Source organism: Pseudomonas sp., from assembly GCF_035554175.1.
GTDB lineage: Bacteria > Pseudomonadota > Gammaproteobacteria > Pseudomonadales > Pseudomonadaceae > Aquipseudomonas.
The window spans coordinates 28,556-42,374 of sequence record NZ_DATMIV010000049.1 but is presented as its reverse complement, the minus strand read 5'-3'; the positions used below and the strand labels follow the sequence as shown (position 1 = coordinate 42,374).

Annotated in this window: 12 protein-coding genes; 2 read left to right on the top strand and 10 right to left on the bottom strand. The window is 61.3% G+C overall.

Annotated features, from left to right (window positions below; translation table 11 throughout):
- Positions 1 to 399: 399 nt before the first annotated feature.
- The 3 genes from VNV36_RS21615 to plsB all read right to left on the bottom strand — a co-directional run bounded on the left by VNV36_RS21615 (position 400) and on the right by plsB (position 4,133).
- On the bottom strand, positions 400 to 1,089 hold the full coding sequence (locus VNV36_RS21615) for a DUF4197 domain-containing protein (RefSeq protein ID WP_325720345.1): 690 nt from the start codon (positions 1,087 to 1,089) through the stop codon (positions 400 to 402).
- 25 nt (positions 1,090 to 1,114) lie between these two features.
- Positions 1,115 to 1,513, bottom strand: coding sequence for a YbaY family lipoprotein (locus VNV36_RS21610; protein WP_325720343.1), 399 nt, complete (start codon positions 1,511 to 1,513; stop codon positions 1,115 to 1,117).
- A 118-nt stretch (positions 1,514 to 1,631) separates the two neighbouring features.
- Positions 1,632 to 4,133, bottom strand: a complete 2,502-nt coding sequence (gene plsB, locus VNV36_RS21605) for a glycerol-3-phosphate 1-O-acyltransferase PlsB (RefSeq protein WP_325720341.1) — start codon at positions 4,131 to 4,133, stop codon at positions 1,632 to 1,634.
- A gap of 226 nt (positions 4,134 to 4,359) precedes the next feature.
- On the opposite strand from plsB, the gene VNV36_RS21600 reads away from it, so the two are divergent.
- A complete protein-coding gene (locus VNV36_RS21600; protein WP_007908870.1) occupies positions 4,360 to 4,569 on the top strand; it encodes a cold-shock protein in 210 nt (69 codons plus the stop codon).
- Positions 4,570 to 4,660: 91 nt separating this feature from the next.
- Here VNV36_RS21600 and VNV36_RS21595 read toward each other — a convergent pair whose 3' ends face one another.
- The 4 genes from VNV36_RS21595 to VNV36_RS21580 form a co-directional block, all read right to left on the bottom strand.
- Positions 4,661 to 5,038, bottom strand: coding sequence for a hypothetical protein (locus VNV36_RS21595; protein WP_007978418.1), 378 nt, complete (start codon positions 5,036 to 5,038; stop codon positions 4,661 to 4,663).
- Between the two features lie 75 nt (positions 5,039 to 5,113).
- On the bottom strand, positions 5,114 to 5,923 hold the full coding sequence (locus VNV36_RS21590) for a putative RNA methyltransferase (RefSeq protein ID WP_325720338.1): 810 nt from the start codon (positions 5,921 to 5,923) through the stop codon (positions 5,114 to 5,116).
- Entirely contained in the window at positions 5,923 to 7,074 is a 1,152-nt protein-coding gene (dapE, locus tag VNV36_RS21585; RefSeq protein ID WP_325720336.1) for a succinyl-diaminopimelate desuccinylase, read from the bottom strand. The genes VNV36_RS21590 and dapE overlap by 1 nt, the downstream gene beginning before the upstream one ends.
- Positions 7,075 to 7,278: 204 nt before the next feature.
- Positions 7,279 to 9,867 (bottom strand): glycosyltransferase, encoded by a 2,589-nt coding sequence (locus tag VNV36_RS21580; RefSeq protein ID WP_325720334.1) that lies wholly within the window; start codon positions 9,865 to 9,867, stop codon positions 7,279 to 7,281.
- Between the two features lie 214 nt (positions 9,868 to 10,081).
- Here VNV36_RS21580 and tcdA point away from each other — a divergent pair, with 214 nt between their 5' ends.
- A complete protein-coding gene (gene tcdA / locus VNV36_RS21575; protein ID WP_325720332.1) occupies positions 10,082 to 10,900 on the top strand; it encodes a tRNA cyclic N6-threonylcarbamoyladenosine(37) synthase TcdA in 819 nt (272 codons plus the stop codon).
- Positions 10,901 to 11,037: 137 nt separating this feature from the next.
- On the opposite strand, the gene VNV36_RS21570 is transcribed toward tcdA, so the two are convergent.
- The 3 genes from VNV36_RS21570 to dapD form a co-directional block, all read right to left on the bottom strand.
- A complete protein-coding gene (locus VNV36_RS21570; protein WP_325720330.1) occupies positions 11,038 to 11,448 on the bottom strand; it encodes a SufE family protein in 411 nt (136 codons plus the stop codon).
- Complete coding sequence (locus VNV36_RS21565) at positions 11,445 to 12,650, bottom strand: aminotransferase class V-fold PLP-dependent enzyme (protein ID WP_325720329.1); 1,206 nt, start codon at positions 12,648 to 12,650, stop codon at positions 11,445 to 11,447. The genes VNV36_RS21570 and VNV36_RS21565 overlap by 4 nt, the downstream gene beginning before the upstream one ends.
- Before the next feature lie 131 nt (positions 12,651 to 12,781).
- A complete protein-coding gene (gene dapD, locus VNV36_RS21560) occupies positions 12,782 to 13,816 on the bottom strand; it encodes a 2,3,4,5-tetrahydropyridine-2,6-dicarboxylate N-succinyltransferase (RefSeq protein ID WP_325720328.1) in 1,035 nt (344 codons plus the stop codon).
- Between the last annotated feature and the right edge of the window lie 3 nt (positions 13,817 to 13,819).

The following is a 13,819-nucleotide window of genomic DNA, read 5'->3' as shown; positions in this document are numbered from 1 at the left end:
GTCACCTTTTTCAAACGCCAAAAAGGTAACCCAAAAGGCTTGCTCCTGCGTTCGGCCCTCGCAGGCTCGGGTTCCTTCGCTGCGGGATCGATCCGGGCGCAGCGGCTCCGGTTTGCTTCGCTGCACCTACACTCGCTGTGTACGACTGCGTCGTACGGTCGCTGCGCTCCCACGCCCGGATCAATCCCTCCGCTCAGCCTTCCGACGTCGCCCGTGGATCAAGATCAAAAGCGATACTCGAGCTAACGCTCATCGTGTAGGAGCTGCCGAAGGCTGCGATCTTTTGATTTTGCTCTTGCTTCCTGTGGGAGCGAGCCCGCTCGCGAAAGCGTTGCCGATGTTTAGCGAAACAGGCTGAATGGCTCGAGGGCGAATCGTCTCGCCCCTTGTAAAGACAGCTTAGAGCGTACCAAACACCTTCTTCGCCAGGCTCGTCGCCGCAGCGGCCGGGTTCTGGCGGATGGTTTGTTCCTGTTTGCCGATCATCTCGAACAGACCATTGAGCGCCTGCTCGGTGACGTAGCTTTCAACGTTGGCGCTCTTCGCGTCGACTACGCCAAAGGCTGCGGCCTGGCCGGCGAACGAGTTGTACTTCTGGGCGACGCCAACCTTGTCGGTAGCCTGTTTGACGATGGGCAGGAATTTGGCGCGGATCTGCTCGCGGCTGGATTTGTTCAGGTATTGGGTGGCCGAATCGCTACCGCCGCTGAGGATGGCTTTGGCGTCGGCCACGCTCATTTTCTTCACGGCGTCGACAAGGATCGGTTGCGCCTGGGTCACGGCGGATTCGGCGGCTTTGTTCATCGCGGTTTCCAGTTCTTCGACCTGGGCGCCCATGCCGAAGGCTTTCATCTTGCTCGCGGCTTTGCCGAGTTTGCCCGGCAGTTCGATCTTCACCTCGGGGTTGTTGCTGAAGCCTCCCGGGGCGCCGAGCTGTTTCACGGCGATCTGCGCGCCCTGGGTCAGGGCGTCCTTGAGGCCGCCGGTGGCATCTTGTTGCGACAGGTCACTGAGCGACAGGGCCAGGGCGTTGGCAGAAATGAGCAGGCCGGCGCAGACGGCGGCGAAGCGAAGGGTAGGGCGGCGCATGGCGGCTTCCTTGTGGCGGAGTGGATTAACGAACGGCGTCGACGCGGATTTTCAGCGGCTGCGGGTCGTTGCCGTCGAGTTGCACGGCATGGTTTTCGGTGGTGATGAACATCAGCTCGCCGTTGACTTCAATGCGCGCGCTGACCGCGTAGCGGTGGCCGGGTTTGATCTGCGCCGGATCGTAGCTCAAATGGAACGGCAGCGGCACCTGGCCTTTGACCGGACCTTTTTGCTGGTCGAGGACGACGGCTGGCGCGTCGGCCAGGGACACGTCCTGCAGGCTCACGCTCAGGGTTGCGCTCGGTGGCAGGGCGATGCGTTGCAGGTAGAAGACTTCGCCGTCGAGACTTGCTTTACCAGCAGGGGTGGTTGATTGGCAGGCGCTTAGCAGGGTAGCGGCGGCAAGCGTCAGTAGTTTTTTCAAGGTACATCTCCTTTCAATGTGGGAGCGAGCCTGCTCGCGAAAGCGGTGGTTCAGTCAAAATAAGTGTCGACTGACATTCCGCCTTCGCGAGCAGGCTCGCTCCCACAGGGGTAGTGCGTCATGCCGCAGGCTGTGGCGTGATCTGATCCGCCGCATCTTCGCTGCGATGCAGCGCCACCTGGCGTATCGACAGGCGAATCTCCGCCGGCAATACGCGTTTGGCCGCGCCTTCGGCCAGTTCCCCGAGCAGTTCGTGATAACTCAGCTTGCCGGCTGCGTCGCGGCGCAGCACGTCGAGGTCGAGCAGGGTCTGGATGAAGTGGCGGAACAGGCTCTTGTCGAAGAATTCCGGCGCGTTCAGGCCATGCAGGATCGACAGGCGCTGAGCCATGACCGTGCACAGGTCTTCCAGCTCTTCGGCGCTGATGCTGTTCTGGCCGCTGTTGAGCAACAAGGATACGGTCATGTAGAAACGCTGCAGAGTCTGGGCAATGCTTTTCGACAACAGGGTTAGCAGGACAAAGTGCCGCGAACTCGGTGCCGGACGCATGTACACGTCCTTCTCGAAACGCAGCAGGCCCTGCTCGACGAACGCTTCCAGCCACTGATCGATCACCGCGTCGAGTTCGTCCAGGCTCCAGCGGATGTACAACTCCGATTGCAGGTACGGATACAGCGCGCGGGTGTAGCGCAGGATCTGTTCGCGGCTCATGCGCGAAGTGCTCTGGAAGAAACTCGCCAGCAACGATGGCAGGGCGAAAATGTGCAGGACGTTGTTGCGGTAATAGGTCATCAGGACAGCGTTCTGCTCGTCGAGATAGAGAATCTTTCCCAGCGCGTCGTTCTGCTCGGCGAGCAGATCCATGTCCTTCACATGCTCGATCAGTGCACGGCCATCGCCTTCCGGCAAGGTGGTGTGCGGCGAATACGGGACTTTGCGCAGCAGTGCCAGGTACAGATCCAGCACCCGCGCCATGGCGCGATCGTCCAGCGCCAGTCGCGTGGTCGACAGCAGTGCTAGCGCCACCAGATTGACCGGGTTGATCGCCGCTGCTTCGTTGAGATGCCGGGCGACTTTCTCGCCGAGGCGGTTGGTGGTTTCGTTGAGCCACGCCGGTTTGAACTGCGGGCCGAGCTCCTGCTGGCGCCAGTCCGGTTGTTCGGCGTCGAGGAATTCCGCCAGTTTGATCGGCTCGCCGAAATTCACCGCGACCTGGCCGAAGCGCTGCTTGAGCGCACCGATCACCTTGAAAATGTCGAAGATCGATTCTTTCTTTTTGCTCGCCCCGCGCAGCTCGCCCAGGTAGGTGCGGCCTTCGAGCACGCGCTCGTAACCGATGTACACCGGCACAAACACGATCGGCATGCGCGAGGAGCGCAGAAAGCTGCGCAGCGTGATCGCGAGCATGCCGGTTTTTGGTTGCAGCATGCGCCCGGTGCGCGACCGGCCGCCCTCGACGAAGTATTCGACCGGGAAGCCTTTGGTGAACAGGGTGTGCAGGTATTCGTTGAACACCGAGGTGTAGAGCGGGTTGCCCTTGAAGGTACGACGCATGAAGAACGCGCCGCCACGGCGCAGCAGGCTGCCGATCACCGGCATGTTGAGATTGATCCCGGCGGCGATGTGCGGCGGGGTCAGGCCGTTGCGGAACAGCAGATACGAGAGCAGCAGGTAGTCGATGTGGCTGCGGTGGCACGGCACGTAGATCACTTCGTGACCCTGCGCGACGTTCTGCACGCCTTCGATGTGGTTGACCTTGATGCCGTCGTAGATCTTGTTCCAGAACCAGCTCAGCACCACCTCAAGGAAACGGATCGCAGTGTAGGTGTAGTCCGAGGCGATCTCGTTGCCGTAGCGCAAGGCCTGGGCTTTGGCTTTTTCCGGGGAAATCTTTTCGCGCTCGGCTTCGTCGAGGATCGCTTGCTTGACCAGTGGCTGGCTGAGCAGTCCTTTGACCAGGTTACGACGGTGGGAAATGTCCGGGCCGATCACTGCGGCTTTGAGGTTGCGCAAGTGCACCCGCAGGATGCGCTGGGCCATGCGCACGGTGCGCTCGTGGCCCTTGTTGTGATCGATCAGTTCGCGCAGGTGGATCGGCGCGGAAAACTGCACGCGGGTCTTGCGTCCGAGGACGATGATGCTCAGCAGGCGGCGCAGGCGCCCAGTGACCGCCCAACTGTCGGCGAACAACAGCTTCCACGGGCTGTTTTCGCTGTCCGGCGATTGGCCCCAGAACACGCTGACCGGAATGATCTGCGCGTCTTCGGCAGCGTTCTGCGTCAGCGCGCTGACCAGACGAGTCAGGGTCGGCGGCGCGCCACGTTTGTCCTGGCGGCCGAGCCAGTCCGGGTCCGGCGTCAGATAGAAAAACGCCGCCGGCTCGATCAGCGTACCCACCGACACAGCCAGCACCGGGCGCGGCAGGCCGGCCTTGGTGCACTCGGTATCGACCACCGCCAGATCGGTCAGCGAAGGGTTTTGCAGGACGTAGAACACCGGACGACTGCGGTCGAGGTTGAGGGTGAACGACGACTGGTTGATGGTCTCGGAGCGAACCCACAGATACAGCAGGCGGCGCAGGGTGCCAAACACTAGACGGCGGAACGGGGAACGGGTCATACGGCTTCTGCGTGAGTGGATAGAATCGAGCGGTCGCTAGTGTGCCGGATTCATCGAAAATCGGCAAAAAAGCGCCGAACCAATCTCCTGTTGAGAGTTTCTTCACCTGTCATATACTCGGCGGTCTGTTGCCGGGGCCCGTTTCAGGACGTCGGACACAGGCTGACGTTCCGCAAAGGCTTTCCTGCGAAAAGCCTGTTCAATAATAAAAAAGGAGTACGAACAGATGGCAACACGTGAAACCGGCAACGTGAAGTGGTTCAACGACGCCAAGGGCTACGGCTTCATTCAGCGCGAAGACGGGGTGGACGTGTTCGTGCACTACCGCGCGATCCGCGGCGAAGGGCATCGCTCGCTGACCGAAGGTCAACAGGTCGAGTACGCGGTGATTACCGGCGAAAAGGGATTGCAGGCTGAGGATGTTGTAGGCCTGTAACCTTGAAGATCAAAAGATCGCAGCCTTCGGCAGCTCCTACAGGTGTACACATGACCCTGTAGGAGCTGCCGAAGACTGCGATCTTTTGCTTTTAAGCCGTTTTCCAGGTGATCTCTTCTTCGCCGTCGGCGCTGATGCGAATCCAGCGATCGGCGGTTTCTTCGCCTTCTTCTTCGACCCACGTGCCCGGCGCACAGCGCACTTCGACGTTCAGCGCGGCAAAGGCGGCGCGGGCACAGGCGATGTCGTCGTCCCAAGGGGTCTGGTCGCTTTCCAGGTACAGGCTGTTCCACTTGCCCACGGCTTTCGGCAACCACGTCACCGGCACGTTGCCGGCCTTGCACTTGTATGTCTGGCCTTTCTGTACCCAGTCGCTGCACGGGCCCAGGGCTGCGCCGAGCCAGGCGGCGATAGCCTTGTGGTCGACGTCGGCGTCTTTCAGGTAAATCTCGATGTCCGGTTGGCGCATGGATGTCCTCACTGCGGGTCTGAAAAATCCATTCGCGGATTTAGCCGGCCCCGGGCACTCGCCCGAGACCAAAAGTTATTGAAGAACGAAATAATCGTAGCGCATCGACACGGTCGTCACGAACGGCTCGACCTGTTCGATCACCGCCGCACGACGCTCGGCACTGGCGCGCCAGCCATGAGGCGTCATCGCCAGCAGGTTGGCGCGATCCTCAGGCTTGTCCAGGGTCAGCGTGAATTCCAGGGTTTCGCTGTGCGCCAACGCCATGCCTGCCGGCACCAGGGCCAGATGCTTGTCGTCGGTGTATTCGCGCACTTCGTCGTACAGGCGTTCGCGCAGTTCCATCAGATGGCCGCGGGTCGGGCCGACTTTCATCAGGCCACCGCCGACGCTGAGCAGACGTTTGGCTTCCTCCCAGTCCAGCGGACTGAATACGCTGGCGAGAAACTGGCAACTGCCGCAAGCCAATGGCACGCGGGCCATGCTGGCAATCAACCAGGTCATCGCCGGGTGGCGCTTGCAGGCGCGTTTCACCGCCTCGCGGGAAATGTCCAGTGCATAGCCATCCGCGTTGGGCAACGCTTCGGCGATTTGCGCGGTGTAGTAACCCTCGCCACAACCGATGTCGACCCAGCGCTCCGGGGCAAAACTGGCCGCCAATTCAGCCAGACGTTTGGCCACTGGCGCGTAATGTCCGGCGTTGAGGAAATCACGTCGCGCTTCGACCATCGCCTGATTGTCGCCCGGGTCGCGGCTGTTCTTGTGCTGCACCGGCAGCAGGTTCAGATAACCCTGACGCGCACGGTCGAAGCGATGGCCGGCGGGGCAGACCACGCCGTTGTCCACCGCGTTGAGCGGTTCACTGCAGATCGGGCACGCGAGCATCAGGCGAGCAACTTGATCAGGGTCTGGTAGTAAATCTCGGTCAGTACATCGAGATCCGCTGCCAGCACGCGCTCGTTGACCTGGTGAATGGTCGCGTTGACCGGGCCCAGCTCAACCACTTGCGTGCCCATGGTCGCGATGAAGCGGCCATCGGAGGTGCCGCCGCTGGTCGACGCTTTGGTTTCGCGACCGGTGATGTCCTTGATGCTCGACGACACCGCATCAAGCAACGCGCCCGGCTCGGTCAGGAACGGCAGGCCGGACAGCGCCCAGTCGATGTGCCAGTCCAGGGCATGCTTGTCGAGAATGTCGGCAACGCGTTTCTGCAGCCCTTCGACGGTGGATTCGGTGGAGAAACGGAAATTGAACACCGCTACCAGATCGCCCGGAATCACGTTGGTCGCGCCAGTGCCGGAATTGAGGTTGGAAATCTGGAAACTGGTCGGCGGGAAAAAATCGTTGCCGTGATCCCAGTGTTCGGCGGCCAGCTCGGCCAGCGCCGGTGCGGCGAGGTGGATCGGGTTCTTCGCCAGATGGGGATAGGCCACGTGACCCTGCACGCCTTTGACCGTGAGCTTGGCGCCGAGGGAACCGCGACGACCGTTCTTCACCACATCGCCGACCAGCGTGGTGCTCGACGGCTCGCCGACGATGCACCAGTCCAGTCGCTCGTTGCGCGCCACCAAGCGCTCGACCACGGCCTTGGTGCCGTGATGCGCCGGGCCTTCTTCGTCGCTGGTGATCAGGAAGGCGACCTTGCCTTTGTGATTCGGGTAGTCGGCAACGAAGCGCTCGGCGGCCACGGTCATCGAGGCCAGACTGCCTTTCATGTCTGCCGCGCCGCGGCCGCAAAGCATGCCGTGTTCATCGATCACCGCTTCGAACGGATCGATCTGCCACGCCGTGACCGGGCCGGTCGGCACCACGTCAGTGTGGCCGGCGAAGCACAGCACCGGACCGTCGTCGTTGCCATGGGTCGCCCAGAAGTTATCCACATCTTCGATGCGCATCGGCTCGAGGGTGAAACCGGCATCGCCCAGGCGCTGCATCATCTGCTTCTGGCAGTCAGCGTCGACCGGAGTCACGGAAGGACGGCGGATCAGGTCGATGGCCAGTTGAAGGGTCGGCGATAGGTCGGCGTGGGCCGTCATGTAATAGCTCCGGGGTGCGCGCGGTAAACCTGTAGGAGCTGCCGAAGGCTGCGATCTTTTGATTGTGCTGTTGATTCCAAAGACAGGATCAAAAGATCGCAGCCTTCGGCAGCTCCTACAGGATGTATTGGCATTGAAAAAGGCGACCATTCTAATGCAAAACGGCGACCCGAAGGCCGCCGTTTGACGTTAAGCAATCACCGATCAAGCGGCGGCCGGCTCGGCCTTGGCCACAGGTTTGGGCAGCGACGACAGGAACGCCATGATCAGCGCCGCCAGATAGGGCAGCGACTGCACCAGCAACATGGTCACCCAGAAACGCATGTCATTGCTCGGCATGCCCTGCACCAGGAAGATCCCCAGCGCCGCGCCCCACAGCAACAGCATGATGAACAGCTCTTCCCGCGCTTCGGAAATCGCCACCCAGAAACCGTGGTTGTCGGCGTTTTTCGGGGTGCGGAAGAACGGGATGCTGCTGGTGAAGAAGCCGTACAAAACCGCTTTGGCGATGGTGTGCGACAAGGCCAGGCCGGCCAGCGCGGCGCAGAACGCATCTTTCAGATTCACGCCGACAGCGCGGCGGTACAGGAAGATGATCTTGCCAACCTTGAACACGAACAGCGCCAGCGGCGGGATTGCGAAGATCAGCAGCGGCGGATCGACCCGTTGCGGCACGATGATCATCGCCGCCGACCACAACAGCGCGCCAACGGTGAAGAAGATATTCATGCCGTCCGCGACCCACGGCAGCCAGCCGGCGAGGAAGTGGTAACGCTGGCCACGGGTCAGCTCGGTGTCCTTGCCGCGCAACAGGCTGCGGGTGTGGCGCTTGATGATCTGGATCGCGCCGTAGGCCCAGCGGAACCGCTGCTTCTTGAAGTCGATGAAGGTGTCCGGCATCAGGCCCTTGCCATAGCTGTCGTGGTAATACGCCGCCGACAGACCTTTTTCGAACACGCGCAAACCAAGTTCGGCGTCTTCGCAGATGCACCAGTCGGCCCAGCCCAACTCTTCCAGCACCGAACGCCGGGTCATGGTCATGGTGCCGTGCTGGATGATCGCGTCACGGTCGTTGCGGGTGACCATGCCGATGTGGAAGAAGCCTTTGTACTCGGCGTAGCAGAGTTTCTTGAAGGTGCTTTCGTTCTGGTCGCGATAATCCTGCGGCGACTGCACCACGGCGATTTTCGGGTCGGCGAAGTGCGGCACCATGTGCTTGAGCCAGTTCGGGTGCACGCAGTAATCGGAGTCGATCACCGCGATGACTTCAGCATCCCTGGCGGTGTGCGGAATCAGGTAATTCAGCGCGCCGCCCTTGAAACCGGCCAGCGGCGATACATGGAAGAACTTGAAGCGCGGGCCGAGTGTTTCGCAGTAGTCGCGTACCGGCTCCCACACCGCCGGGTCCTTGGTGTTGTTGTCGATGATCAGGACTTCGAAGTCCGGGTAATCGAGGTTGGCCAGGGCGTCGAGGGTCTGTTTGACCATCTCCGGCGGCTCGTTGTAGCAGGGCACGTGGATCGACACTTTCGGCCGATAACCGGAATCGCCAAGCACCGGCAGAAATTCGCGCCGGCGTTTGTGTATCCAAACCGCTTCCGCCAGTTCGTGTGCCTCGGTCAGCAAGACGATGAACACGCCGAGCGCACCGAGGGCCAGGAGCAATCCCACCGTAAGGCTGAACCAGGTGCTGTATTGCTGGCTGTAGTCGTAACCGATGTACACCAGCACCGAACCGCACAGAAACGCGATAAAGGTCAGGAATGTGCGACCGCGCTGGCGCAGGGCCGAGCCGTCGATCATCAGCAGGGTCAGCGACAGCAGCGCCAGCACCACCGAACCGATGGCCAGCACGCGCCATTGCGGAATCGCCACCACCGGGCCTTCGAAATTGAATTTCTGCTGGCGCGCGGCGTTGAACACGCCCCAGTAGGCGCCGACCGAGCCTTCATCGCTGGCCTTCCACGGCTGGTCGAACGCTTCGATCACGAAGTAGTTGAAGCCCTGGCGATTGAGCTTGTTGACCAGCGTGCGCAGATAAATCGCCTGATCCGCCGGCGACGCGTCGGCGCCACCGCGCATGCGGCCGTTGCTCGGCCAGCCGACTTCAGACAGCAGCAGCGGTTTTTTCGGGAACAGCTTTTTCAGATCGCGAGCGCGGTCGAAGACGAACTGGCCGGCCTTGTCGACAGGGATGAATTCCCAGTACGGCAGAACGTGGGCGGCGATCAGGTCGACGTGTTTGGCCAGTTGCGGGTACTTCTCCCAGATGTGCCACTGCTCGGAGGTGGTCACCGGCACTTTGACCGCGGCACGCACGCGATCAAGCAACACGATCAACGCCTCTGGGGTGATCTCTTCACGGAACAGCGCCTCGTTACCGACGACAACGCGAACCACGCTGCGTGAGGTATTGGCCAGCTCGATGGCTTTGGTGATTTCGCGCTCGTTGCGTTCCTGATCCGGGCTGATCCAGATGCCGAGGGTGACGCGTAAACCGAACTCTTCAGCCAGTTTGGGGATGTCTCCCAGCGTGCCGTCGACCGAATAGATGCGGATGTTATCGGTGAGCTTGCTCATGATCTCCAGGTCACGGCGCATTTCGTCGTCAGTCGGATACTGATCCTTCTGTGGGAATTGCCCCTGCTGGAATGGCGAATAGGAGAAGCCGGAGATCTGCTGCGGCCAGTTCGGCGCCGTGACCGGGCGATTGACCAGCGCCCAGAAACCGGTGAACAGGGCAGCGATGGCCAGCACCACCACCAGGTTGAGTCCAAATTTACGCGATGACATAGCTGTTTCAGGTTCCAAAGGCTGTGGAACGGAGGATCGGTAGGCTATACGCCAAAGGGGCGCGCATCCTACACCGACAGTTCGCCGGTCGTACATCAGACAGGGAAATGGCTCACATTGGGCAAGACTCTATGACTTAAGTTCTTACACTTGTCGCTTGCAGCTTAAAACTTGTCGCTGCGTAGCCCTATAATGCGCGCCGGTTTTTGGGGTAATGGTCATGAGTACAGAAGATCCGCGGTTTGCAGGCATCGCCCGTTTGTATGGCATCGAGGGCCTGGAACGCTTGCGCGCCGCCCACGTGGCGATCGTCGGCGTCGGTGGCGTCGGCTCATGGGCGGCGGAAGCCATGGCCCGTTGTGGGGTCGGCGAGATTTCGCTGTTCGACCTTGACGACGTTTGCGTCAGCAATGCCAACCGTCAGTTGCACGCCCTGGACAGCACCGTCGGCAAACCCAAGGTCGAAGTGATGGCCGAGCGCCTGCGCGGGATCAATCCCGCTTGCACCGTGCACGCTGTGGCCGATTTCGTCACCCGCGACACCATGGCCGAATACATCACGCCGAATATCGACTGCGTGATCGACTGCATCGATGCGGTCAATGCCAAAGCGGCGCTGATCGCCTGGTGCAAGCGTCGCAAGATCCAGATCATCACCACCGGCGGTGCGGGCGGGCAGATCGACCCGACGCTGATTCAGGTGTGCGATCTCAACCGCACCTTCAACGATCCGCTGGCCTCTAAAGTGCGCTCGACCTTGCGCCGTGACTATGGCTTTTCCCGCACCGTGACCCGCCATTACAGCGTGCCGTGTGTATTTTCCACGGAACAGCTGCGCTATCCGAAACCGGACGGCAGCATTTGTCTGCAGAAGAGTTTTGTCGGCGACGGCGTGAAGCTCGACTGCGCCGGCGGGTTTGGCGCGGTGATGATGGTCACGGCGACGTTCGGCATGGTCGCGGCGACCAAGGCTGTGGACAAGATTGTGGCGGGGGTGCGGCGCCCGGCGGACAGGGTTAAACCTCAGGCTTGATGTTGGGGCTGCTGGCCTCTTCGCGAGCAGGCTCGCTCCCACATTTGCAATGCATTCCCCTGTAGGAGCTGCCGAAGGCTGCGATCTTTTGATTTTTTTTAAGATCAAGATCAAAAGATCGCAGCCTTCGGCAGCTCCTACAGGGTGGTGGCCAGCTCATTCATCCGCTGGAGCACGGCATTCAGGCCATTGCTGCGCGAGGGTGATAACTGGCGGGAAAGGCCGAGTTGATTAAACCAGTCCGGCAAATCCACCTGCTGCAACTCAGCTGTCGACAATCCGTTGACCCGCAGCAGCAACAACGCCACCAACCCACGAATCATGCGGGCATCGCTGCTCGCCCTGAATTGCCAGTGCCCGTCGCGCAGATCCCCGACCAGCCAAACTTGGCTCTCACAGCCATGCACCCGATTGGCCTCGCACTTATCCGCGTCATCCAGCGCCGGCAGACGATCACCAAACTGCATCAACAACCGCGCCCGCTGTTCCCAGCCCGCCGCGTTCTGAAAGGTCTGCAACGCCTCAGCCGCTTCAACCGGCAAGTTCATCGCAACAACTCCAGCGCCTGATCCAGTGCTTCGAAAAAGCGCTCGAGATCTTGCGAATCGTTGTACAGCGCTAGCGACACGCGAATCGCTCCGGCCAGTTCGAGGCTTTTCATCAAAGGCATGGCGCAGTGATGCCCGGCGCGCACGGCGATGCCCTGTTCGGTCAGCAAGTGCGCCAGATCGGCGTTGTGCACGCCGTCGACGACAAAACTGGCCAGCGCCAATTGCGGCTTGCCAAGCAGGCGAATGCCATTGCGTGCGGCGAGGCCGCGCAGCAGATAGTCATGCAGCGCCGCTTCATGGGCCGACACCGCGTCCTGATCCAGACGGGCCAGATAATCAAGGGTCGCGCCAAGTCCGATGACACTGGCGATCGGCGGCGTGCCCGCCTCGAAACCCAGCGGCGCCGGGCGAAAGCGCGAGTCGTGATAGTTGGCTTCCAGCACCATCTCGCCGCCAAACTGCCATGGCTGCAACCGTTCCAGCGCGGCGTTGCGCCCATACAGTACGCCAAGGCCATCGGGGCCGTACAGTTTGTGGCTGGAAAACACATAGAAGTCGCAACCCAGCGCCTGCACATCATGGCGGCCATGCACCACACCCTGCGCGCCGTCGACCACGGTCAGTGCGTTTTGCACCTTGGCCATGCCGAGCAACGCCGTCAGTGGCTGCCAGACGCCAAGCACATTGGACAACTGGCTGATCGCCAACAACCGTGTACGGGGGCCGATCAGATGCACGGCGGCGGCGAGGTCGACCAGACCGTCGGCATCCAGCGGCAGGATCACCAGTTTCAACTGACGACGCTGGGCCAGTTGCTGCCATGGCAGCAGGTTGGCGTGATGCTCCAGGGCGCTGACGACAATCTCGTCCCCCGGCTGGAACTGCTGTTCCAGACCGTAAGCCAGCAGATTCAGGGCACTGGTGGCGCCGTGCGTGAAGACGATCTGCCCGCTGTCGCCGGCATTCAGCCACTGGGCAACCTTGAGTCGACTGTCTTCGAACGCTTGTGTCGCGTGGGCGCCGGGCAGGTGCTGTGCACGGTGCACATTGGCCGCGCCATTGGCGTAGTAATGCGTCAGCGCATCGAGCAAGGCCTGGGGTTTTTGCGTGGTGGCGGCGTTATCCAGATAAGTCTGGTCCTGGCGTTGCAGGGCGGCAATGGCCGGAAAATCGGCGCGCCACGGGGAGGGGATCATCATCTGTTCAGCCCTGTGAAATTGGGCGGGGTATACACAAGACACTGTGGGAGCGAGCCTGCTCGCGAAGCTTTTGGCGTATTCAAGAACGCCTTCGCGAGCAGGCTCGCTCCCACAGGAGGTCGGTGTGCTGCTTAGTTGTGAGCGTGCAGCGCCTCGTTCAGTTCGATCGCCGATTTGTGGGTTTTGCACTCCACGGCACCGGTTTGCGAATTGCGACGGAAGAGCAGATCAGTCTGACCGGCCAATTCACGCGCCTTCACCACCTTCACCAGATTGTTGCTTTCGTCCAGCAATGCCACCTTGGTGCCGGCGGTCACGTACAGGCCCGACTCGACGGTGGTGCGGTCGCCCAACGGAATGCCGATACCGGCGTTGGCGCCGATCAGGCAGCCTTCGCCGACCTTGATCACGATATTGCCGCCGCCCGACAGGGTGCCCATGGTCGAGCAACCGCCGCCCAGGTCCGAGCCCTTGCCGACGAATACGCCCGCCGAGACGCGGCCTTCGATCATGCCCGGGCCTTCGGTACCAGCATTGAAGTTGATGAAACCTTCGTGCATGACAGTGGTGCCTTCGCCGACGTAGGCGCCCAGACGCAGACGTGCGGCATCGGCGATACGCACGCCGGCCGGTACCACGTAGTCGGTCATTTTCGGGAACTTGTCCACCGAGAACACTTCCAGCAGCTCGCCGCGCAGGCGCGCTTCGAGTTGCATTTCCGCCAGCTCGCTCAGGTCAATCGCGCCCTGGCTGGTCCACGCTACGTTGGGCAGCAGCGGGAAGATCCCGGCGAGGCTGACGCCGTGTGGCTTGACCAGACGGTGCGAGAGCAGGTGCAGCTTGAGATAAGCCTCAGGCGTGGAAGTCAATTGCGTGTCTTCGGCCAGCAGGGTGGCGACCAGCGGCTTGTGGCTTTCGGCCAGACGGGTCAGCAACTTGCCTTGCACGGCGTCGATGCCTTTCACGGCTTCAGCCAGTTGCGCAGCCTGCGCGGTGCTGAAGGTGATGGCCTGGTTGCCTTCGGTGTAACCGAGGATCGGCGCTACGGCGGCCACCAGTTCGACCGACGGATTGAGCAATGGCTGCGCATAGAACACTTCCAGCCACGCGCCTTGACGATTCTGGGTGCCGACACCAAAAGCGATGCTGAACAGGGAATTGGACATGTG

Excerpts from the sequence above, each read along its gene's own strand:
- VNV36_RS21615 (WP_325720345.1), bottom strand. The coding sequence starts at position 1,089 with ATGCGCCGCCCTACCCTTCGCTTCGCCGCCGTCTGCGCCGGCCTGCTC.
- plsB (WP_325720341.1), bottom strand. The coding sequence starts at position 4,133 with ATGACCCGTTCCCCGTTCCGCCGTCTAGTGTTTGGCACCCTGCGCCGC.
- VNV36_RS21600 (WP_007908870.1), top strand. The coding sequence starts at position 4,360 with ATGGCAACACGTGAAACCGGCAACGTGAAGTGGTTCAACGACGCCAAG.
- VNV36_RS21595 (WP_007978418.1), bottom strand. The coding sequence starts at position 5,038 with ATGCGCCAACCGGACATCGAGATTTACCTGAAAGACGCCGACGTCGAC.
- VNV36_RS21590 (WP_325720338.1), bottom strand. The coding sequence starts at position 5,923 with ATGCTCGCGTGCCCGATCTGCAGTGAACCGCTCAACGCGGTGGACAAC.
- dapE (WP_325720336.1), bottom strand. The coding sequence starts at position 7,074 with ATGACGGCCCACGCCGACCTATCGCCGACCCTTCAACTGGCCATCGAC.
- VNV36_RS21580 (WP_325720334.1), bottom strand. The coding sequence starts at position 9,867 with ATGTCATCGCGTAAATTTGGACTCAACCTGGTGGTGGTGCTGGCCATC.
- tcdA (WP_325720332.1), top strand. The coding sequence starts at position 10,082 with ATGGTCATGAGTACAGAAGATCCGCGGTTTGCAGGCATCGCCCGTTTG.
- VNV36_RS21570 (WP_325720330.1), bottom strand. The coding sequence starts at position 11,448 with ATGAACTTGCCGGTTGAAGCGGCTGAGGCGTTGCAGACCTTTCAGAAC.
- VNV36_RS21565 (WP_325720329.1), bottom strand. The coding sequence starts at position 12,650 with ATGATGATCCCCTCCCCGTGGCGCGCCGATTTTCCGGCCATTGCCGCC.
- dapD (WP_325720328.1), bottom strand. The coding sequence starts at position 13,816 with ATGTCCAATTCCCTGTTCAGCATCGCTTTTGGTGTCGGCACCCAGAAT.